The 18,748-nt window shown below is 66.2% G+C and carries 16 protein-coding genes and 1 tRNA gene; 5 read left to right on the top strand and 12 right to left on the bottom strand.

The genetic code is table 11. The annotated features are described in order from the left end of the window. Window positions 1–335: 335 nt before the first annotated feature. The 4 genes from GUY37_RS03055 to GUY37_RS03040 form a co-directional block, all read right to left on the bottom strand. Window positions 336–539, bottom strand: a complete 204-nt coding sequence (locus tag GUY37_RS03055) for a cold-shock protein (protein WP_152346823.1) — start codon at window positions 537–539, stop codon at window positions 336–338. A gap of 464 nt (window positions 540–1,003) precedes the next feature. Next, entirely contained in the window at window positions 1,004–1,567 is a 564-nt protein-coding gene (locus GUY37_RS03050) for a LytR C-terminal domain-containing protein (RefSeq protein WP_152346824.1), read from the bottom strand. Window positions 1,568–1,569: 2 nt separating this feature from the next. Continuing rightward, on the bottom strand, window positions 1,570–1,836 hold the full coding sequence (locus GUY37_RS03045) for a DUF3263 domain-containing protein (protein WP_025780444.1): 267 nt from the start codon (window positions 1,834–1,836) through the stop codon (window positions 1,570–1,572). A 187-nt stretch (window positions 1,837–2,023) separates the two neighbouring features. Next, window positions 2,024–3,490, bottom strand: a complete 1,467-nt coding sequence (locus GUY37_RS03040) for an aldehyde dehydrogenase family protein (RefSeq protein WP_152346825.1) — start codon at window positions 3,488–3,490, stop codon at window positions 2,024–2,026. 443 nt (window positions 3,491–3,933) lie between these two features. On the opposite strand from GUY37_RS03040, the gene GUY37_RS03035 reads away from it, so the two are divergent. After that, window positions 3,934–4,635 (top strand): uracil-DNA glycosylase, encoded by a 702-nt coding sequence (locus GUY37_RS03035; protein ID WP_166822052.1) that lies wholly within the window; start codon window positions 3,934–3,936, stop codon window positions 4,633–4,635. Here the strand turns inward: GUY37_RS03035 and GUY37_RS03030 are convergent. Continuing rightward, window positions 4,626–6,611, bottom strand: coding sequence for a threonine/serine exporter family protein (locus GUY37_RS03030; protein WP_208094744.1), 1,986 nt, complete (start codon window positions 6,609–6,611; stop codon window positions 4,626–4,628). The genes GUY37_RS03035 and GUY37_RS03030 overlap by 10 nt on opposite strands. Then, entirely contained in the window at window positions 6,608–7,888 is a 1,281-nt protein-coding gene (locus GUY37_RS03025) for an amidohydrolase (protein ID WP_166822050.1), read from the bottom strand. The genes GUY37_RS03030 and GUY37_RS03025 overlap by 4 nt, the downstream gene beginning before the upstream one ends. Before the next feature lie 305 nt (window positions 7,889–8,193). Here GUY37_RS03025 and GUY37_RS03020 point away from each other — a divergent pair, with 305 nt between their 5' ends. Both GUY37_RS03020 and GUY37_RS03015 read left to right on the top strand, forming a co-directional pair. Next, window positions 8,194–9,108, top strand: coding sequence for an SGNH/GDSL hydrolase family protein (locus GUY37_RS03020; protein WP_166822047.1), 915 nt, complete (start codon window positions 8,194–8,196; stop codon window positions 9,106–9,108). Beyond that, a complete protein-coding gene (locus tag GUY37_RS03015; RefSeq protein ID WP_166822044.1) occupies window positions 9,105–9,869 on the top strand; it encodes an alpha/beta hydrolase in 765 nt (254 codons plus the stop codon). The genes GUY37_RS03020 and GUY37_RS03015 overlap by 4 nt, the downstream gene beginning before the upstream one ends. A gap of 9 nt (window positions 9,870–9,878) precedes the next feature. Here the strand turns inward: GUY37_RS03015 and GUY37_RS03010 are convergent, their stop codons facing one another. From GUY37_RS03010 to GUY37_RS02995, 4 genes are all read right to left on the bottom strand, one after another. Continuing rightward, the gene (locus GUY37_RS03010; protein ID WP_166822041.1) at window positions 9,879–10,856 is read right to left on the bottom strand and encodes a tryptophan 2,3-dioxygenase; all 978 of its coding nucleotides are present in this window, start codon (window positions 10,854–10,856) and stop codon (window positions 9,879–9,881) included. A 17-nt stretch (window positions 10,857–10,873) separates the two neighbouring features. After that, window positions 10,874–11,194, bottom strand: a complete 321-nt coding sequence (locus GUY37_RS03005) for a protealysin inhibitor emfourin (protein WP_166822038.1) — start codon at window positions 11,192–11,194, stop codon at window positions 10,874–10,876. Beyond that, window positions 11,191–12,297: a M4 family metallopeptidase gene (locus tag GUY37_RS03000; protein WP_166822035.1), complete on the bottom strand. Its 1,107-nt coding sequence runs from the start codon at window positions 12,295–12,297 to the stop codon at window positions 11,191–11,193. Before GUY37_RS03000 ends, GUY37_RS03005 begins: the two co-directional genes overlap by 4 nt. 63 nt (window positions 12,298–12,360) lie before the next feature. Continuing rightward, window positions 12,361–13,668, bottom strand: coding sequence for a low temperature requirement protein A (locus GUY37_RS02995; protein WP_228278332.1), 1,308 nt, complete (start codon window positions 13,666–13,668; stop codon window positions 12,361–12,363). A gap of 116 nt (window positions 13,669–13,784) precedes the next feature. On the opposite strand from GUY37_RS02995, the gene GUY37_RS02990 reads away from it, so the two are divergent. Both GUY37_RS02990 and GUY37_RS02985 read left to right on the top strand, forming a co-directional pair. Beyond that, window positions 13,785–15,110: an MFS transporter gene (locus GUY37_RS02990; protein ID WP_166822032.1), complete on the top strand. Its 1,326-nt coding sequence runs from the start codon at window positions 13,785–13,787 to the stop codon at window positions 15,108–15,110. Window positions 15,111–15,257: 147 nt separating this feature from the next. Next, window positions 15,258–17,267 carry an ABC1 kinase family protein gene (locus GUY37_RS02985; RefSeq protein WP_166822029.1) on the top strand — a complete coding sequence of 670 codons (2,010 nt, stop codon included), beginning with the start codon at window positions 15,258–15,260 and terminating at the stop codon, window positions 17,265–17,267. A 229-nt stretch (window positions 17,268–17,496) separates the two neighbouring features. Here the strand turns inward: GUY37_RS02985 and GUY37_RS02980 are convergent. Both GUY37_RS02980 and GUY37_RS02975 read right to left on the bottom strand, forming a co-directional pair. Further along, a tRNA-Thr gene (locus GUY37_RS02980) sits at window positions 17,497–17,572 on the bottom strand. Window positions 17,573–17,830: 258 nt separating this feature from the next. Beyond that, entirely contained in the window at window positions 17,831–18,691 is an 861-nt protein-coding gene (locus GUY37_RS02975; RefSeq protein WP_166822025.1) for a DsbA family protein, read from the bottom strand. Window positions 18,692–18,748: the final 57 nt, after the last annotated feature.

The raw sequence follows: 18,748 nt of genomic DNA, 5'->3' as shown, positions 1-18,748 counted from the left end.
ACCGCGACCCGCAGGTCGACTCCAGAGGCCTCCCCGTCCGCACTTTCGGCATTCGGTACTGTCTTCTCTGAAAAACACACCGAGGAAAGTGAGCATTACGAAACAAGGTGGTCAATTACGTCGGTTGATCCATGACCAGCAAGTCGCAGGCGTCAAATGGGCCACGATCCCGTGGCTTACCGCCCGTGGGCAGCCTACCCCGCCCGAGGGCACTGAAAAGCGCCGAGCAGTTGCCTGCTCGGCGCTTTCCCCGTGCGGTTGACGCCGGTCGACCCGCAGGACATTCCGACAACCCACCGCAGCGGATCAGAAAACTGTGCTGATAGCAGCCAGTCTCAGAGGAGGGTGACGGACTCCGCCTGAGGACCCTTTTGTCCTTCTCCAACTTCGAACTGAACCTGCTGGCCCTCTTCGAGAGAGCGGTAGCCATCCATCTGGATTGCGCTCCAGTGAACGAACACGTCCTGGTTTTCGCCTTCGAGGGTGATGAATCCGTAGCCCTTTTCAGCGTTGAACCACTTGACGGTACCTTGTGCCATTACTTCTCCATACAGTGCAGTGCCATTGAAATCCCGCATCACAGCCGCGATCAGATGACCCCGTCTGGGATGCGGAAGCTAGTAAAACTCAACTGACCCCGCGACTTCTCTCATTGACCTCTAGAGAATAATCTCGGTGAAGCACGATTAGAACACAAGGTGCTGTGCTTGCCTAGCTGTTGCAACTCTACCGCAGGCACGCATCCCGCCTAGAGCGGTTCAATACTGTTATAGATTCGTTATCTGAGGGTTTCTTCCCTGTTCACAGCGGGGATTGTCGCGAGCGAAATCAGACCGTTCGGTCAGAAATTCGCCGAGGCGGCCCGCCGAGTCATGACCCCACCGCAATGGCGGCGACCGAACCCGGGCCGGGCCGCCGATCCATGAGCTCCCGGCAACCGCGGCGGCCGAGGCCGAGCCGCTGCCGCCGACTCAGTCGCGCTGCCGCACAACCGCGGCTCGAATCACTCCGAGTCCCCGCCTTCGCTGGGTTCGGGTCCGCGATCGGCGATGTCCGAGCAGATGACGACGGTGATGTCGGCTTCGAAGTCCGTGGAGGCCTCCGTGGCCGAGACGCCCAGCGATTCGGCCACGAGCTTCGCCTGCGAGGCGTTCTCCTCGCCGTTGTAGTACACGGTCGAATCCGTGAGGTTCGTCGAGTAGTTGCCGACCTGGCCGAGCTTCCACCCCTTCTCCTCGACCGCTTCGGAGAACTTCTTCGCAGCACCGGAGACGCCGGATCCGTTGAGGACATCGACGGTGATCGAGTCGTCTGCGACGCTGACTTCGCTCTCGCTCGGTGAGGGTTCAGCCGATGCCGACTCGGAGGCCGGTGGGTCGGCGATCTTCGACTCAGGGTTGCCCATCGAGGAGAAGATGATGTTGATGGCGGCCACGACGAGCAGGACCGCGACCAGCGCGAGCACGATGACCAGCGAGATGGCACCGATATTCGACGACGCTGCGGACTCCTGTCGATGGGCACCGCTGCGCCGGCCGGGCTCGATCTCGTCGAATTCGTCGGTCATGTCTACCTCGAGACGCGGGCTTGGGCGCGTTCGCTCTGCCGCGTGCTGCGGATCCGGCGAAGGCGCTTGACCAGCATGGGGTCGCTGGCCAGAGCTGCAGGGTTGTCGAGAAGCGAGTTCAGAATCTGGAAGTAGCTGGTGGCCGACATGTCGAAGCGCTCACGGATCGCGTGGTCCTTGGCGCCTCCGTATTTCCACCACCGCCGCTCGAACTCCAAAACGGCCACCTCAAGCTCGCTCAGTTCTGAGGTGTCGTCATTCGGCGGCATAGAGGTTGTGCTCCTTCGAGAGGTGTCTGTGCATCTATATTATCGCCCGATCGGCGGGACCGAAATTTCCGGCGCGCCGCTGCGACTGTGAGGTCGGTCCCTGAACCGCCGCAGCCAACCGCATCACCCCGCCGCGCGGCACCGAATCGGTGACCGTGACGACGGGGTGAGTGGGAGGGAATCCGGATCAGCGGATGCGGATGTTGACCTGCTTGATCTGAGTGAAGCCCTCGAGCATGCCCTCGAGCGAGGCTTCGCGGCCGAAGCCGGAGGTCTTCATGCCGCCGTAGGACTGGCCGGCCAGCTGGCCGCCGCCCTGGTTGACCTGCACCCAGCCGGATTCGATGCGGTTGGCCATGGTCAGGGCCGCGTCGACGTCCTTGGTGAAGACGAAGGCCGCGAGGCCGAAGTCGGAATCGTTGGCCAAGTCGATGACCTCGTCGATGTCCTTCCACGGGATGACCGAGAGGACGGGGCCGAAGATCTCCTCGCGGCTGGTCTGCCAGTCGTTCTTCGCCTTCGAGAAGATCACGGGTGCGTGGTAGAAGCCGGGTTCGCCGACCGTCAGCGAATCGGAGCCGTCGTAGGCGATCTCGACGCCGTCCATCGACTTGCCCATCTCGATGTAGCTGGCGACCTGGTCGTACTGCTTCTGGTTGATGATGCAGCCGATGTCGGTGGACTCGTCTCGGGGGTCGCCGACCTTCATCTTCGAGACCGCGTCGACGAGCTTGGACAGGAAGTCGTCGTAGATGTCCTCGTGGAGGAACAGCCGCGAACCCATGGTGCAGGACTGTCCCTGGCGGGCGAAGCGGGTCGACAGAAGCACCTGCTCGAGAGTGTCGTCGTCGTTCGAGTCCGGGAAGATGATGTTCGGGCTCTTGCCGCCGAGCTCCATCGACGAATGCGCGAGACGACCGCCGGCCACCTCGGCGACGTGACGGCCGACGCTGGTCGAACCGGTGAACGAGACCTTGTCGACGTCCGCGTGGACGTTGAGGGCCTCACCGATGACCGAGCCCTTGCCGGTGACGACGTTGAGCACGCCGGCGGGCAGGATGTCGGCGATGATCTCGGCCATCTTCAGGATCGTCAGCGGCGCATCCTCAGCGCACTTGAGGACGATCGTGTTGCCGGCGGCGATCGCCGCAGGGGTCTTGAAGGCGGCGATCATCAGCGGCGAGTTCCACGGCAGGATGCCGGCGACGACGCCGAGCGGCACGCGCTTGGTGTATTGGAGCTGCTTGTCTCCGGCGGGCAGGGTGTTGCCCTTGACCTCACCGGCGACCCCGCCCATGTAGCGGAACAGGTCGGCCAGTGTGATCGTCTCCGGGCGTGCCTGGGTGCGGATCGCGTTTCCGGTGTCGAGCGCGGTCAGCTGGGCGAGCTCTTCCGACGCGGCTTCGAGCGCATCGGCGCAGGCCAGAAGCTTCTTCTGGCGTTCCTTGAACGGCAGGGCGGCCCACTCCGGGAAAGCCTTCCGTGCGGCCTTGACGGCGCGGTCGGCGTCGGCCTCCTTGCCGTTGGGCACCGTGGCGATGACGACATTGCGGTCGATCGGGGTGATGACATCGGTGGTGTCGCCGTCAGCGGCGTCGACCCATTCTCCGCCGATGAGCATCTTCCAATTCTTGGCCTCTGGGAATTCCGACATTTCGGTCCTTTCGTTCAACGATGAACTCCTTAGGCCGAGCATAACGCGTGGCGCTGAACGGCAATACACCCGTTCGATAGGCGATCGCGCACACCCGATCTGCACTTCGTGCACATCCGCGCAGGGCCCCTTGCCGAGGCGGGGCGGTGCCGACGTTATCGACCTCTTCCCCCGAGGTGGTGCCGAGGTTCTCGTGTGCCCTCGCCGAGGCGGTGCAGGGGTTCGCAACGCTCGCCCCTCCCTCCTCTGCGCGGCGGATGGAGGATTGTCGGGTCGATCCACGGTGATATCAGTGACGAAACCACCGTGGATCGACCCAACAATCCCGTCCGTGGCGGCTTCCCGCCCCCGTTACCCTCAGCTGGCGACAGCACCGCCGTTCCTGCTCCGTCCATTCCCGGGCAGGTGACCCAACTGTCCTCGTCCTCGCTACACTCGTGCCCATGACGTCGACGCCTCCGCTGACCGAGATCATGTCCCCCGACTGGGCGAACGCCCTGACCGGAGTGGAGGAGCGCATCCACTCGATGGGCGACTTCCTCCGCGATGAGATCGCCGCCGGTCGCCGATACCTGCCCACCGGGGACTTCGTGTTCCGGGCCTTCGCCGAACCGCTCGAACAGGTGAAGGTCCTCATCGTCGGCCAGGATCCCTATCCGACGCCCGGCCACGCCATCGGCCTGTCGTTCGCCGTCGACCCCGATGTCCGCCCCCTGCCGAGGTCACTGGGCAATATCTTTAAGGAACTCGAATCCGACCTCGGCATCCCGCCTGCCCAGCACGGGGACCTGCGCGCCTGGTCACGTCAGGGAGTCATGCTGCTCAACCGTGCCCTCACAGTCGCCCCCGGTGAGCCCGCGTCCCACCGCGGCAAGGGCTGGGAGGAGATCACGGAACGGGCGATCACCGCGCTGATCGAACGCGATCAGCCGCTCGTCGCCATCCTCTGGGGCCGCGATGCCCGCAATCTCGCTCCCCTGCTGACTTCGGGAACCGCCGAGGTGGCCCTCATCGAATCCGCGCATCCGTCTCCGTTGTCGGCCCGACGGGGCTTCTTCGGCTCCCGCCCGTTCTCACGCACGAATGAATTGCTCGCTCAGAAGGGCATCGAACCGATCGATTGGGCCCTGCCGGATCAGGACTGAATCGGGCCGGTATCCGTCGACAGCTTCCCCATCTCTGCCGAGCCCGATGCGCCAGACGAGGCCGACACACCCGAGGCACCGGTCGAGGTCGAGGTACCGATCGCACCCGAGGCACCGGTCGAGGTCGAGGTGCCGATCGCCCCCGAGGCCCCGGTCGCGCTCGAGGCTCCAGATCCTCCGGGCCCGCTCGACTGGGTCTTCGCGCCTCCCGGCTGCACCGAGTCGATGACGGCGGTCGAGGTCTCGCCGCTGCGCACCGACTCGACCTTCTCCTCGGCCGAACTCTGGCTCTTGAGGTTCTTCAACGGCAGCGCCAGATAGCTGCCGAGCACAGCGCCGACGGCCAGGGCCGCATTCGCCAGGATCGCAGTGAACAGTGAGGACAGGCCCACGGCGAACGTGACATTCTCCGAATCCGAAGCGATCTGATAGACGGCGGTGAAGATCGACAGCCCCTGCAGCAGGGTGTAGATGCCGGGAATCATGAGCACGATCGCCGGTGCGCCCAGCCGCAGCGCCAGAGGCCGCGACAGGAAACCGGTGACGGTGGCCGCCAGCAGGCTGGCGAGCACATTGTCGATCTCCAGCAGCGTCAGCGACATCATCGTGATGTGCGAGGCGAGGCCGACGAGCGCCGCCGGCAGGATGAACCGGCGCCTGGCCGACATCGCCACAGCGCCGGCCATCGACACCACGGCCGCCGCGACCATCGACAGGATCGCCGTGACCACATGCGGACTCGTCTTCGGCACGAGCACTTCGATATGGCTGAGCCCGATGGCCTGACCGCACACGATGCCCAAGGCGATGCCGGAGACGATGCCGGCCAGAGTCATGAACACTCCGACCACCCGTCCGGCCGCGGTCAGCGGGAAGTTCGTCAGCGCGTCCTGAACCGCCGAATACAGCGACTGCGTCGGCAGCAGCAGCACGATTCCGGCAGCCACGAGGTACTGCGGAGAGCTGATGATGCCGACGTCGCCGGCGATGGTGGCGATGAGCGTCGCCGAGGCGGCCTGCAGCGCCGTGATGAAGAACGACGGCAGGTGGGTCCGCCCGAGCAGCTTGCCGAACTGGAACACGACGATGGCCATCGTGATGCCCAGGGGAATCGCGATCGGGCCTCCCCCGAGCAGCAGGACGAGGGCACCGACCATGAAACCCCAGGCTCCGGTGGTGAACCATTCGGGAAACGGCCGTCGCTGCGTCCGAATCGCGTCGAGACGGCTGCGTGCCTCGTGGAATTCCAGACGCCCGTCGACGAGGTCGGTGACGAGCTTGTGCACCGAGGCGAGCTTCGCGAAATGCGTGGACTCACCGCGGTTGACCCGCATCACCGTCAGCAGACGTCCGTCCGAGGTCGAATAGTGCACGACGAGAGTGTTCGAGGTCAGATCGACCTCGACGGTGGCCAGACCGCACGCGGTGCAGGCGGCGATGACGGAGACCTCGACATCGCTGGTGCCGGCACCGGCGCGCATCATCATCGCCGCGATATCGGCGGCGAGGTCGAGGATCATCCGGGCTTCGTCTTCGCTCGGCTCCGTCGCCTGCACGGGCGCCTGGTACGGAGTGCCCTTGAGCGCAGTGACGATCGGCACCGGCTGTGTGTTCGCCGTCGTGCCCGAGACGAGTTTGCCGACGGTGCGCCGGGCGACTCTCTGGGCAATGCGCTGAGACGCGCCGAGGTGGTCGGCGCGGGGCTTCGAGCGCCCGACGCTGCGTTCGGGCTTCGCCGCCTTCGCCGCCGCGGCCTTCGCGACGTCCTCCGGCCTGGGTTCCGGTGAGGATTCCCGCAGTTCGGCCAATCGCTGCAGGCGAGTGCGTTCGAGCAGCTCTCGCAGGGCCTGGGACCCGGCCTCCGGGTTGCCGCCCTCGACCGGGGCCGGGGACGAACCACGGACGGGACCCGGCTCGGTCGGATCCTCGACCCGAACCTCGGCTGTGGTGGCGTCTTCGAGTTCTCTGTCGCTCACGGCTCGCTGATGAGTGTCGGGCCGAGTGGGTCGGCGATGTTCGCGGTTCCTGCGGCGGCGTCATAGTCGAAGACGCGGCGGCCGGAGACGAAGACGGTCTCGGCGCGGGAGTCCAGTTCGAGCGGATCGTCCGACCAGATGACGATATCGGCGTCACGACCCACGGCCAGGGACCCGAGGCGGTCGTCGAGGCCGAAGATCGCGGCCGGGTTGATCGTCAGCGCTTCGATCGCGACGATCGGGTCGAGTCCCTCCTTCACGGCCAGCGAGGCTTCGTGGATGAGGAAGTTGATCGGGATGACCGGATGGTCGGTGGTCAGCGCGATCCGCACTCCCGCCTCGGCGAGGGAGGCCGCGGTGGCCAGGGTGCGGTCGCGCAGCTCGACCTTCGACCGTGAGGTCATCAGGGGGCCGAGGATGACGTCGATGCCCTTGGCGGCGATGAAGTCGGCGATCTTGTGGCCCTCGGTGCCGTGGTTGATGACCAGGCGGTACCCGAATTCCTCGGACAGGCGGATGGCGGTGGCGATGTCATCGGCGCGGTGACAGTGCTGGTCGAAGGCGAGCTTGCCGTCGAGGACGTCGGCCAGGGTCTCCTTGACCAGGTCGCGGTCGAACGGGGAGCCCTCGGATTCCGCTCGGGCACGTTTGGCCTGGTAGTTCCGTGCCTCGACGAAGGCGTCGCGGATGATCTTGACGGTGCCCATCCTCGTCGACGGGGTGACCTTCTTCTCCCCGTACACGCGTTTCGGGTTCTCGCCGAGCGCGGACTTCACGGACAGATCCTGCGTCACGAGCATCTCGTCGACGATCCGACCCCAAGTCTTGAGGAAGGCGGTGCGACCGCCGATGGGATTGCCGGACCCGGGTTTGATCAGCGCCGAGGTGACGCCCCCGCGCAGCGCATCCTTGAATCCGAGATCGGTGGGGTCGATGCTGTCGAGCGCGCGCAGGCCCGCCCCGTTGGGATCGGTCATCTCGTTCGTGTCGTCACCGGACCAGCCTTCGCCGTCCTCATGCACGCCGAGGTGGCCGTGGGCCTCGATGAAGCCGGGCAGGACCCAGCGTCCGCCGGCATCGATGACCTCGGTGTCCGCGGTCAGGGAGGAGGTGTCGACGGAGCCGGGGGCCACCTCGGTGATGCGGCCGTCCCTGACCGTCAGCGTGCCCGATTCGATCGCCTCGGCGCGGTTGCCGGACGCATCGGCCACGGGCACGATCCGCGCATTCGTGATGACGAAATCTGTGGCGGCGGGGACCGGAACTGACCGATACATTCTGCTCCTAGCGAGGGGGTCGGCGACGACGTCTGGCTGCGGGGTCGAGTCTACGCCACTGGATGTTTCCGCCATGTGAACCAGGGACCGTTCGACGCGTTGGCGAAGAGCCTGCGGCGGGGCGGATTCTCCCCTATTCCCCTCCCCAATTACTACCTGACGGCGGCCCAGCAACCTGGCGCGAGGTAGCTGGGCCGCCGTCAGGTAGTTCTGGGGCGGAGGGGGCCGTGTCAGGCTCGGCGTATAGTCTGGGTGAGTCGCCCGAAGAGCACTGAATGAGTCGTCCGAAGAGAGAAGGATCCCTGATGCTTGAGCCGATCACCTCCTACGTCGCCATCGGAGACTCGTTCAGTGAGGGGCTGATGGATTCCGATCCGCGCGCCGAGGACCGGTACCGCGGCTGGGCCGACCGGCTCGCGCTCATGCTCACCGAGTCGCCGGTGGGCAGCCCCGACCTGTCCTACGCCAATCTGGCCATCCGAGGCCGTCTGCTCGACCGCATCGTCGATGACCAGGTGCCGCAGGTGCTCGAGATGAAGCCGGACCTGGTGAGCCTGTGCGCCGGGGGCAATGACTGCCTGCGCCCGAAGGCCGATATCGATGCCCTGGCTGCGAAGTTCGAACGTGCTGTCATCGCCATGCGCGAGGCCGGCATCGAGGTGCTCATGTGCAACGGCTTCGATACCGAGTTCAGCTCCCCGCTCATCCGCGCGGTCCGTCCTCGAGTGGGTATCTACAACGCCCACCTGTGGTCGATTGCGCAGCGGCACGGCTGCCATATGGTCGATCTGTGGGGGCTGCGTTCGCTCTACGCCGCGCAGATGTGGGCCGCCGACCGCATCCACCTGTCGGCGGAGGGACACCATCTCGTCGCCGAGCAGGCTCTGGCCACTCTGGAGAGCGGTCGCTCGCTGCCGGTCAAGGGCTTCGGCGTTCCGGCACGTCCGACGCGGGCGATCCGTGAGGTCATGAGCGAGGAGTCGCGGTGGGCCCGTGAGTACCTGGCCCCGTGGGTCGGTCGCCGACTGCGCGGGCAGTCCTCCGGTGACACCCTCGACCCGAAGCTGCCGGAGCTCACACGCGTCCGTGACCTCGTCGAACGCTCGCGCGAAGTCGACCGTGCACGGGAAGCCGGCGAGGCCGACGCTGCCGGCGAGGCGAACACTGCCGGCGGGGCTGACTCCGGCGGGGTGAAACAACCGAACGGCTCCGAAGGATGAGTGTCGAGTCCGTGCGCATTCCCGAGCTCTCTGCCGCCGGGGCGGCCATGGCCCCGGCGTTCCGGCACGTCTACGGGGACTCCCCCGAGCAGTTCGTCGAGGTCTATGGTGACCCGGCGACCGCCTCGGCGACGGTGATCTTCGTCCACGGAGGCTACTTCCGACCCCGCACCGACCTGTCCCATGCCCGGCCGTCGGCTCGAGCCTTGGCCGAGTCGGGAGTGCTCGTCGCCTCCGTCGAGTATCGGAGGCTCGGCGGTCAGCCGCTCCTGCTCGACGATGTCACTGCGGCCATCGATTCGGTGTGCGCCGAGCTGCCCCGCTGGGGTGTCAGCGGACAGGCGAGGGAGAATCTGATCGTCTCGGGTCATTCGGCCGGTGGCTGCCTCGTCCTCGCCTGGGCCTCGCACCTGCCCGAGGAAGGTCCGCGGATCCGCCTGCGTCCTCTGGCGCCGGTGACCGATCTGCTGCGGGAAGTCGAGGGAGACCTCGGCGACGGAGCGGTCCTCGACTATATGGGCGTGCGCCCCGAGGACGACCTGGAGGCGTACCTGCGTCACGATCCCAGGTCGCGGACGGCGCTCATCCCGGCTCGCGTCGACGTGCATTCGATCCACGGGGATGCCGATGCCACCGTCGACATCGGGTTCTCCCGCGACTTCCCCGCCTCCCTGACCGAATTGGCCGGAGCGAACCATGCCGATGTCATCGACCCCGAATCCCCGTTCTTCCCGCAGGTGAAGAGTCTGCTGCTCGGTTGAGGACGGCGCTCAGATCCCTTCGGGACTGATGCCGGGTCCGTTCTCGATGCCGGTGCGGATATCGAAGAGTTCGGGAAAGAACGTCAGATCGAGCGCTTTCTGCAGGAATCCGACTCCGCTGGACCCGCCTGTTCCGCGTTTCATGCCGATGATCCGCAGCACCGTGCGCATGTGCCGGTAGCGCCAGAAGTGGAAGTTCTCCTCGAGGTCGACGAGTTCTTCGCAGCTCTCGTACTCCTGCCAGTACTTCTGCGGGTTCTCGTAGATGATGCGGAAGACATCGCACAGTTCCTCGTCGAAGGTATGGGCGACCGATCTGTCCCGGTCGAGGAGCCGCTGCGGCACCGGAAGGCCGCGGCGGGCCAGGCAGGCGAGGAACTCGTCATAGATGCTCGGTTCCTCCAGGTACTGCTCCAGAGCCGCTCGCGCCTCGGGTTCTCCATCGAAGACCGGGAGCATGGCCCGGTTCTTGTTGCCCAGCAGGAACTCCACGGCCCGGTACTGCCAGGACTGGAAGCCGGAGGCACGGCCGAGCTGATCGCGGAACCCGACGTATTCGCTCGGCGTCAGCGTTGCGAGCACGGACCACTGCTCGGTCAGGGTCTTCTGAATGTGCTTGACGCGGGCGATGCGCTTGAGCGCGGTCTGCAGCTCATCCTGCGCGATGAGTCGGCGGGCGTCGAGGAGTTCGTGGATGACGAGCCGGAACCACAGTTCCGTGGTCTGGTGCTGGATGATGAAGAGCAGCTCGTCGTGATGTTCGGGGCTGCTGACGGGGTGCTGGGCGCTGAGGAGCCGGTCGAGGTCGAGATACGACCCGTACGTCATCGACTCCCTGAGATCCGTGTGGACCCCGGCCTCGAGGTCACGTTCGTTCTTCTCGGCCGTCGTCCTCGCATCGGCCGGAGTCTGCTGGGTGCCGCTGCGTGTGCGATTGCCTGATTTCGGCCGAGCCTCGCTGCCCGGGTCTTGGTTCGTGTCGGTCATGACGTCCAGCATAGGGGTCAGCCGGGTTGTCGCCTCTGCGGTTCGGCGACGTCGCGCACTTCGTCGACCAGCTGCTTCCACTCCGGCGGCATCTGGCTCTCACCGAAGCGCACGCGCCCGAACCGGCTCTCGATGAGGTAGGCGAACCGGTCGGCCCCCGGCGACTGCTGCGCATCATCATCGCTGTCGGACCAGGGAAGTTCGGCTATGCGCGGACCGAGATCATCGCGCCGGGTGCTCGCGTCGATGTCGACTTCCCAGACGACCAGCATCCCGCCGATCCCGCCCGAGCGCTCGACGAGCAGACGCCCGAACCCTTCGGCCGGCTGCTCGTTCACCAGCTGCTCCCCTGGTTTCCGCGCGCCGATCCGGCATGGGAGATTCCCACCGTCTCCCACCCGGCCACGATCGCATCGTGAACGTCGGATCCGGCTCCGAACTGGTCGGCCGCCTCGGCGATGGTGAGTTCTGCGAACTCTGGGAAGTCGGTGCCCTTCGTGATCTCCGATCCCGTGAGAACCGCGTACCAGACCTGTCCGACGCTCTCCCAGGCCGGACCGCCGACGCTGGTCGCGGCGAGAGCGAAGGCACGATTCGGGATCCCGGAGTTGAGGTGGACCCCGCCGTTGTCGGAGTCGGTGGTGACGAAATCGTCCATATGCGCCGGCTGCGGATCCTTGCCGAGGACGTCGTCGTCATAGGCCGTGCCGGGTTCGATCATCGACCGCAGGGCGCGGCCGGTCACGTCGGGGGTGAAGATTCCGGCGCCGATGAGCCAGTCGGCGTCCTCGGCGTCCTGTCCGGCATCGTGCTGCTGAGTCAGCGCACCGAAGACATCGGCGCAGTGCTCGTTGAGTGCTCCCGGTTGGCCGAAGTATTCGAGGTCGGCGGTGTGGCTGATGACGCCGTGGGAGAGTTCATGGCCGATGATCGACAGCGAACCGGTGAACCCGGTGAACACTTCCTCGTCGCCGTCGCCGAAGACCATGAGCCGGCCGTCGAAGAACGCGTTGTCGTAGTCCTTGCCGTAGTGGACGCTGGCCATGAGCGGCATTCCCTGCCCGTCGAGGGAGTCGCGGGAGAAGACTTCCGAGAACAGCGCATACGAAGCGCCGAGACCGTCGTATGCCTCGTTGACCGGCTCATCGCTGACGGGCTCCTCACCCTCGGAGCGGACGAGCGTGCCTGGCAGCACCTCGGTGTTCCCGGCGTCGTGGATGAGTCGTTGCAATCCAGCAGGGGCGGGTGCGGCCAGCTCGTCTTCGTCCTTGCGCAGGTCGGCCGGCGGAGTATAGCGCAGACCCGCCAGGCGCAGGTTCCGGCAGCTCTCATCGGACATCCGGCAGCTGGCCGCGGCGGCCGCGGCCTTCGGGAAACGCTCGGTGCCGCGTTCGGCGATCGCATCGAGGAGGTAGGGCGGGACGACGCTGTGGAAAGTCATGACTCCAGCGTCCCACGTTCACCTCGGATGCGGTAGGGCCGCGAGGTCCTCTGCGGGGCACGGTCACCGCACGATCGCCTCGGCGCCGGTCTTGCCGTTCTCGTCCTTCGGCGGGAACACGACGAGGGTGATGACGATGATGACCATGAAGAACGTCGTGAGGAACGTCGGCACCGGGATGATCGGGTCGAGGAGGACGAGCAGCGCGCAGGCCGGTACGACGGTGTTGACGACGGCATCTGCGTTGGCGCGGATTGCGAGCACCCACACTCCGAGGACGAACACCGCAATCGGCACCGAGACCGTGAAGGTGGCCAGCGCCGGGTCGAGGGCGCTGGCACCGAGTTGGGAATCGGCTTCGATGCCGACTCCGGCGGAGAACGCACCGGCGGCGGCGAAGATGAAGTAGTGGCCGTAGCCGTACCTGAGCGACCCGCCGAGGCTGCCGATCGTCCGGTGGTGCGGCGGCCAGAAGTAGATCCACCACATCGCGGCGGTGACGATGAGGCTGAGGACGCCCAGTGAGATCAGCGGGACGATGTCCTCGACCTCGCCCAGCGCGTCGAAGATCGTGTTCGCCGAGGCCAGGAGGCTCTCGCCGAGGACGATGATCGTGAAGCAGCCATAGCGTTCGGTGATGTGATGCGGATGCCACGGCGTCGTGCCGCGAGTCTCCGCGACGACCGGCACCGCCACCTCGGCGAGGATGAGCACACCGAGGCCGAGACCCCGGAAGACGGGATCGTCGATGGCCAGCCACGCCACCCACAGAATCTGGGCGATGCCGATCCCACAGGCGTAGACGATCGTCGTCCACCGTGCCCGTCCGGCACCGCGGGAGGCGCGCAGCCATTGGGAGATCATGATGAGGCGCATGAGAACGTAGCCGGCGATGAGCAGTCGGAAGTCGCCGTCGTCGAAGACCGGCCCGATGCCCGCGGCGAGGATGAGCACCCCGCCCATCTGCACGATCGTCAGCAGCCGGTAGAGCCAGTCATCGGTGTCGAAGGACGTCGCGAACCACGTGAAGTTCATCCACGCCCACCAGATCCCGAAGAACACGAGCAGATAGCTCACCACCCCCTCGCCGAGGCGGCCCGCCGTGATCGTGTCATGCAGGTGTGAGGACGCGATCGAGACGGCGATGACGAAGACGAGATCGAAGAAGAGCTCGAGGGTGCTCGCCGCCCGGCCCTCTTCGTCGGGATCGCGTGGGCGCATCGGACTGAGACGCAAGCGCGCCGGGGCGGACAGTGCGTTCGGTGCGCCGTCGCCGTGCGGTGCGCTGCCGGTGTTCGGTCCGCTGCCGGTCTTCGATGTGCTGTCGCCGTGCGGTGCGCTGTCGCCGTTCGGCGTCTTCGACGTGGCCATGGCCCTCCAGACGGTCGGTCGCTGCGTTCGAACAGTCTATGACCGAGAACCGCAGATCGCCCGCCGCCACGGCCGACTGCGGCACGTCCCGCCGGGACCTCAACTAAGCTTGCCATGTGCTCAAACCCATCCTGTGGCCGGTCCTCGTGCCGTTCGCGCTCTTCGCTGTCGGCTTGGGCGCGATCATGCCGATCCTCGTGCTCGGGGCACTCTCGCTGGGTTCGACGCAGGCGTTCGCGGCTGCCATCGTCGGCATCATGGGAGCCGTGTCGCTCATGGCCACGGTGCCGGCGGGGATACTCATCGACCGCCTCGGCGATTTTCGTGCGATGTTCGTGGCCACGATCGCCGCGATCATCGTTCTCGGCTCCATCGTCGCCGCCTTCATCTGGGATTCGCCGTACTCGCTGCTCATCTACACGCTCGCGCTCATGGTCTTCGGCCCGGTCTCCGATGTGTGGAGCCTGGCCCGGCAGGCCGTCGTCGCCGAGGTGATGCCACCGGCCGACCTCGCCAAGGCGATGACCGCGCTCGGCGGCACGCAGCGGGTCGGCAACCTCGTCGGACCGATGATCGGCGCCGGCCTCATGCTCGTCTTCCCCATCTGGTCCGTGTTCGTCTTCTCCGCGCTCACCGCCGTCTCCGCGATCGTCATCATGGCTCTGCCGATCGCGCAGATCCCCGGCTTCGACGACCACCCCCACCGTGAGGCGGCCCCGACCTCCTCTGCGGACGATCACGATCCGTCCCCCGCCGATGATTCTTCTCCCGCCGAGGCGAGCGAGCCCGCACACGGAGACGTGGCCCATCCTCGGCGACGGAAGAGGAGAGATCGCCGCCCGCCTCTCGACGTGCGCTGGAAATCGGTCGTGCTCACCGGCGTCACGATCATCGCGCTTGCGGCAGCCCGCGCCGCCCAACCGGTCGTCGTCCAGCTCTGGGGCGTGGAGATCGGGCTGCACAAGTCATCGATCTCGCTCGTCATCGCCTTCGGTGCCGGGCTCGAGCTCATCGTCATGTTCCTCGGCGCGTATATCAAGGACCACCTCGGCCGGGTGGCGACCCTCGTGGCGTGCCTGTCCATCTTCGGCACCGGGTTCATCATCATGGTCGCGAAGCCGGATCTCGCCGGAATGGTCATCGCCGCCGCGGTCATGGCGTTCGGCAACGGCCTCGGGGCGGGGGTGAATATGACGATCGGGGCGGACCTCTCCCCCGCGGTCGGTCGCCCCCGCTTCCTCGGCATCTGGGCGATCTTCAACAACGGCGGCAAACTCGGCGGGCCGACGCTGCTGTCCCTCATCATCACCGTGACCACCCTGCGATTCGGGGTGCTCTTCCCGGGTCTGCTCGCCCTCCTCGGCGCGGTGTGGATCCTCATCTGGGCCCGCCAGGTCGGCCTGCCCGGAAGGCGGCGCCTCGACCCACCGCACACCGGCTGACTGCGAGCCGGCTCCTCACGTCTCCGAGCATACGGGCCGCACTCACGCCCGGAGTGCCCCGACGGACTAGGCTGGGGATGACCGATTCGACGATGTTCGGCTGAGCGCCCGAAGCTGACAGCCCGTACAGGATCAGGAGAGTCATCGATGGAAGCACTGGACGTCGGTGGATACGTGCTGGTGAGCCTGGCTGCGCTCGTCTTCCTCTTCCTCCAGTCATGGTTCGCTGCCACCGTGGTCCGCCGCGTCGTCGGCGTTCCCACCGGCTGGCCGCGCACACTGGCCGTCGGCCTCGTCATGAGCGCCGTCGTGGCCGTGACCGTCCAATATCTCTACCGGGCCGGCACCGGGCAGAACACCACCGGGCTCGACGTCTCCCCCGGAGTGGCGGTGCTGTTCATGGTGCTCGCCCTCGGGTGGATCTTCGCCCTGGGCGTCGGTGCCCTCGTCATGCTCGAAGCGGCCTTTCCGACCGGATCCCTGCCGAGCCCGCAGTCGCTCTTCTTCGGGTGGAAGTCCCGCCGTCGCCGCGGCCGCCGCTATGCCCAGGTCGTGTCCATTGCCGTGCGACACGGGCTCGGCTCCCAGCTGCGCGGCTTCGGAGGGGATTCGCCGGGTCGCGACGTCAAGACCGCACGAGCGCTCAAGGAATCCCTCGCCGAGGCGGGGGTGACCTTCGTCAAGCTCGGACAGATGCTCTCCACCCGCAGAGACATCCTCCCGCCGGTGTTCGTCCGTGAGCTCGAGACCCTCCAGACGCAGGTCACACCTGAGCCCTGGTCAGTCATCGAACCGGCCATCGCCGAGCGGCTCGGTCGGCCGATCGGAGAGGTGTTCGCATGGATCGGCTCCACGCCGCTGGCGGCCGCCTCGGTGGCGCAGGTCCATGAGGCGACCCTGCTCGACGGCACGGAGGTCATCGTCAAGGTGCAGCGGCCGAAGGCGCTCAATCAGGTCACTCAGGATCTCGACATCATCCTGCGGTTGGCGGGCTGGCTGAACAAGGCCACGACCTGGGGCCGGGATCTGGGTGTGCAGTCACTGGCCGCAGGTTTCGCGAACACGCTCGAGGAGGAACTCGACTACCGGATCGAGCTGGACAATATGGCCAGCATCGAGGCCTCTCTCACACGGTCGGGTAAGTTCGACGTCACCGTCCCGCACGGCTATCCGGCGCTCAGCGGCGAACGCCTGCTGGTCATGGATCGACTGCCCGGTCAGCCGGTTTCGCGGGCGGGGGCGCTGCTGACCGAGCTCAGCGGTGCCGAGCGGTCCCGGTTGGCGACCACGCTGCTGGGAGCCACGCTCGAGCAGATCATCGGTGACGGGATCTTCCACGCCGATCTGCATGCCGGCAACATCTTCATCACTCCCGACGGGAAACTCGGTCTTCTCGACTTCGGTGCCGTCGGTCGGCTCGACCCGGCCACGCAGACGTCTCTGGGCCTCATGCTCTATTCGATCGATCAGAACGACAGTGCCGGTGCCACCGATGCCCTCATCGAACTCCTCGGACGACCCGACGGACTCGACGACCGGGAGGTCGAACGCGCCGTCGGCGAACTCCTGCTGCGCTACGGCGGCGCCCGCGCGTCACAGGGGCAGAAGCTCTTCGACGATCTGTTCAATCTCGTGCTCGCTCACCGCTTCTCCGTGCCGGCGCCGATCAGCGCCGCCTTCCGGGCGATGGCCTCCGTGGAGGGTGCGCTGCTGACGATCGATCCGCACTTCGACGTCGTCGCCGTGTCCCGGCGGGAGGGCAACAGGCTCGTAAGGTCGAAGCTCAAGGGCACGAAGATCACCGATGAGCTCCAGCGTCGGGCGCTGCAGCTGATGCCGATGATCGACCGCATGCCGCGCCGGATCAACAAGATCACCGAGGACCTCGAGCAGGGCCGGTTCTCGATGAACATGCGGGTGCTCGAGAACCCTTCAGATCGCAGCTTCCTCACCAGCCTGTTCCAGCAGCTCATTGTCGCCGTCCTCGCCGGGGCCGCGGTGGTGGGAGCGATCATGCTCATCACCAGCGATGAGGGCCCGCTCCTGACGAAGGACATCCACCTGTACTCGTTCTTCGGCTTCGTGCTGCTCTTCGGCGGCTTCGTGCTGAGCATGCGATCCCTCATGCTCGTGTTCAGACGCGACGGGGACGGGTAGCTGGTCGTCCACCGCAGCGCTGATTCCGACCTCGTTCACCGATCTCCACCGTCGCCGCTTCAGCGTCACCCCGACCTCGTTCAAGCGCTGGCGCGGTTATAGCGCCGTCTGCTCTTCGATAAGCGGGTTAGGCCTTGAACGAGAGAATTGTGCCCTTGAGCGGACGCGGCCCGAGCAGGAAGAAGCCCCGCGTTCCGCTCGTTCCAGCGGATCGCGGGGCCTTCCCAGATGGAGCCCCCTGTCAGACTCGAACTGACGACCTTCGCTTTACAAGAGCGGTGCTCTACCAACTGAGCTAAGGAGGCGTGGTGCGCACCGAGCGTGCGCGCCTACACGATAGTAGTCCATGGCCGGGCCCGGCCACAAAACCGCAGGGGACGTGACCTCCAGGTCCCCTCACCGAGGCGGCCCCCCGCCTCAGCCTGGACCACCCCTACCTCGCCGGAACGGCGAAGGCCGGGCCCCACCTCGGCGGGGCCCGGCCTTCTCTCCTGCGTCACCGCCCCGGGGCAGTCCCCGGCTCTCCCGGGACTGCCCCAGCACCGACTGGGAGCCTCAGACGATCAGCCCTTGAACTCTCCGGTGGCCTTGAGGATCTCGGTGGCCAGGGCCTGCGAGTCGCTGGTCTTGTCGGTGTGCTTGCCGTTGATGAGCACCCACGGGGTGGCCTCGACACCGTCGTCCAGAGCGGTCTGGCTCGACTGTTCGACGAACTTGTCGAAGGTCCGGTCCGTGACGCAGGACTTCACGGTCTGCTCGGGATCGGCCTTGAGCTTCTTCGAGGTGTCGACACCGGCCTCCTCGGCGACCTTGAGCAGCTCCTCATCGGTACGGCCTTCGGTGCCCTCCTCCGGCTGCTGAGCGAAGAGCGCGTCGAACAGGTCGACGGCGACCTCGGGCTGGCTGTCGACGACACAGGCGGCGAGGTTGGCAGCGCGGGTCGAGTACTCGTTGCCGCTGGACATGCGGTCGAGGAACGACACCGGCTTGTAGTTGACGACGATCGAGCCCTCATCTGCGAGTTTGCGCAGCATGTTCGCGTTGCCTTCCTCGAAGGCCTTGCAGCCGGGGCACTGGAAGTCGAGGTAGACGGTGACCGTGGCGGCCCCCTTCTTCGCACCCGCTTCGGTCGGAGCCGGCAGATCCGATTCCTCACCGTCGGGCATCTGCAACGGCTGCACGAGTGCGTTGTCCTTGCCCACGGTGATTCCGTCGGAGACATAGTTCGAGGGATTGACAGCAGGCTTGCTCTGCTGGAAGACCAGCACACCGACCACTGCCAGCACCGCGACGACGACGACAGCGATGCCGACGTACAGAATCGTCTTCGCGGTCTTCTCCTTCTTCGCCTGATTCGCCGCGATCTGGCGGGCGTTCTCGCGTGCGCGGTTCCGCTTGTCGTCCGCGGAGTTGTTCTTCGCCATTGTTCCTCACGTTGGATCGTCTGACATCGGTGCGGGCTGAGGCCCGAACGGTGCGGG

Origin of the sequence: Brevibacterium limosum, from assembly GCF_011617705.1 — a bacterium.
GTDB classification, from domain to species: Bacteria; Actinomycetota; Actinomycetes; order Actinomycetales; family Brevibacteriaceae; genus Brevibacterium; species Brevibacterium limosum.
Note: the sequence above shows the minus strand (reverse complement) of the source record. Positions and strands in the feature narration are given on the sequence as shown.

Coding starts and splice junctions, on each gene's coding strand:
- GUY37_RS03055 (WP_152346823.1), bottom strand. CDS start 539: ATGGCACAAGGTACCGTCAAGTGGTTCAACGCTGAAAAGGGCTACGGA.
- GUY37_RS03050 (WP_152346824.1), bottom strand. CDS start 1,567: ATGACCGACGAATTCGACGAGATCGAGCCCGGCCGGCGCAGCGGTGCC.
- GUY37_RS03045 (WP_025780444.1), bottom strand. CDS start 1,836: ATGCCGCCGAATGACGACACCTCAGAACTGAGCGAGCTTGAGGTGGCC.
- GUY37_RS03040 (WP_152346825.1), bottom strand. CDS start 3,490: ATGTCGGAATTCCCAGAGGCCAAGAATTGGAAGATGCTCATCGGCGGA.
- GUY37_RS03035 (WP_166822052.1), top strand. CDS start 3,934: ATGACGTCGACGCCTCCGCTGACCGAGATCATGTCCCCCGACTGGGCG.
- GUY37_RS03025 (WP_166822050.1), bottom strand. CDS start 7,888: ATGTATCGGTCAGTTCCGGTCCCCGCCGCCACAGATTTCGTCATCACG.
- GUY37_RS03020 (WP_166822047.1), top strand. CDS start 8,194: ATGCTTGAGCCGATCACCTCCTACGTCGCCATCGGAGACTCGTTCAGT.
- GUY37_RS03015 (WP_166822044.1), top strand. CDS start 9,105: ATGAGTGTCGAGTCCGTGCGCATTCCCGAGCTCTCTGCCGCCGGGGCG.
- GUY37_RS03010 (WP_166822041.1), bottom strand. CDS start 10,856: ATGACCGACACGAACCAAGACCCGGGCAGCGAGGCTCGGCCGAAATCA.
- GUY37_RS03000 (WP_166822035.1), bottom strand. CDS start 12,297: ATGACTTTCCACAGCGTCGTCCCGCCCTACCTCCTCGATGCGATCGCC.
- GUY37_RS02995 (WP_228278332.1), bottom strand. CDS start 13,668: ATGGCCACGTCGAAGACGCCGAACGGCGACAGCGCACCGCACGGCGAC.
- GUY37_RS02985 (WP_166822029.1), top strand. CDS start 15,258: ATGGAAGCACTGGACGTCGGTGGATACGTGCTGGTGAGCCTGGCTGCG.
- GUY37_RS02975 (WP_166822025.1), bottom strand. CDS start 18,691: ATGGCGAAGAACAACTCCGCGGACGACAAGCGGAACCGCGCACGCGAG.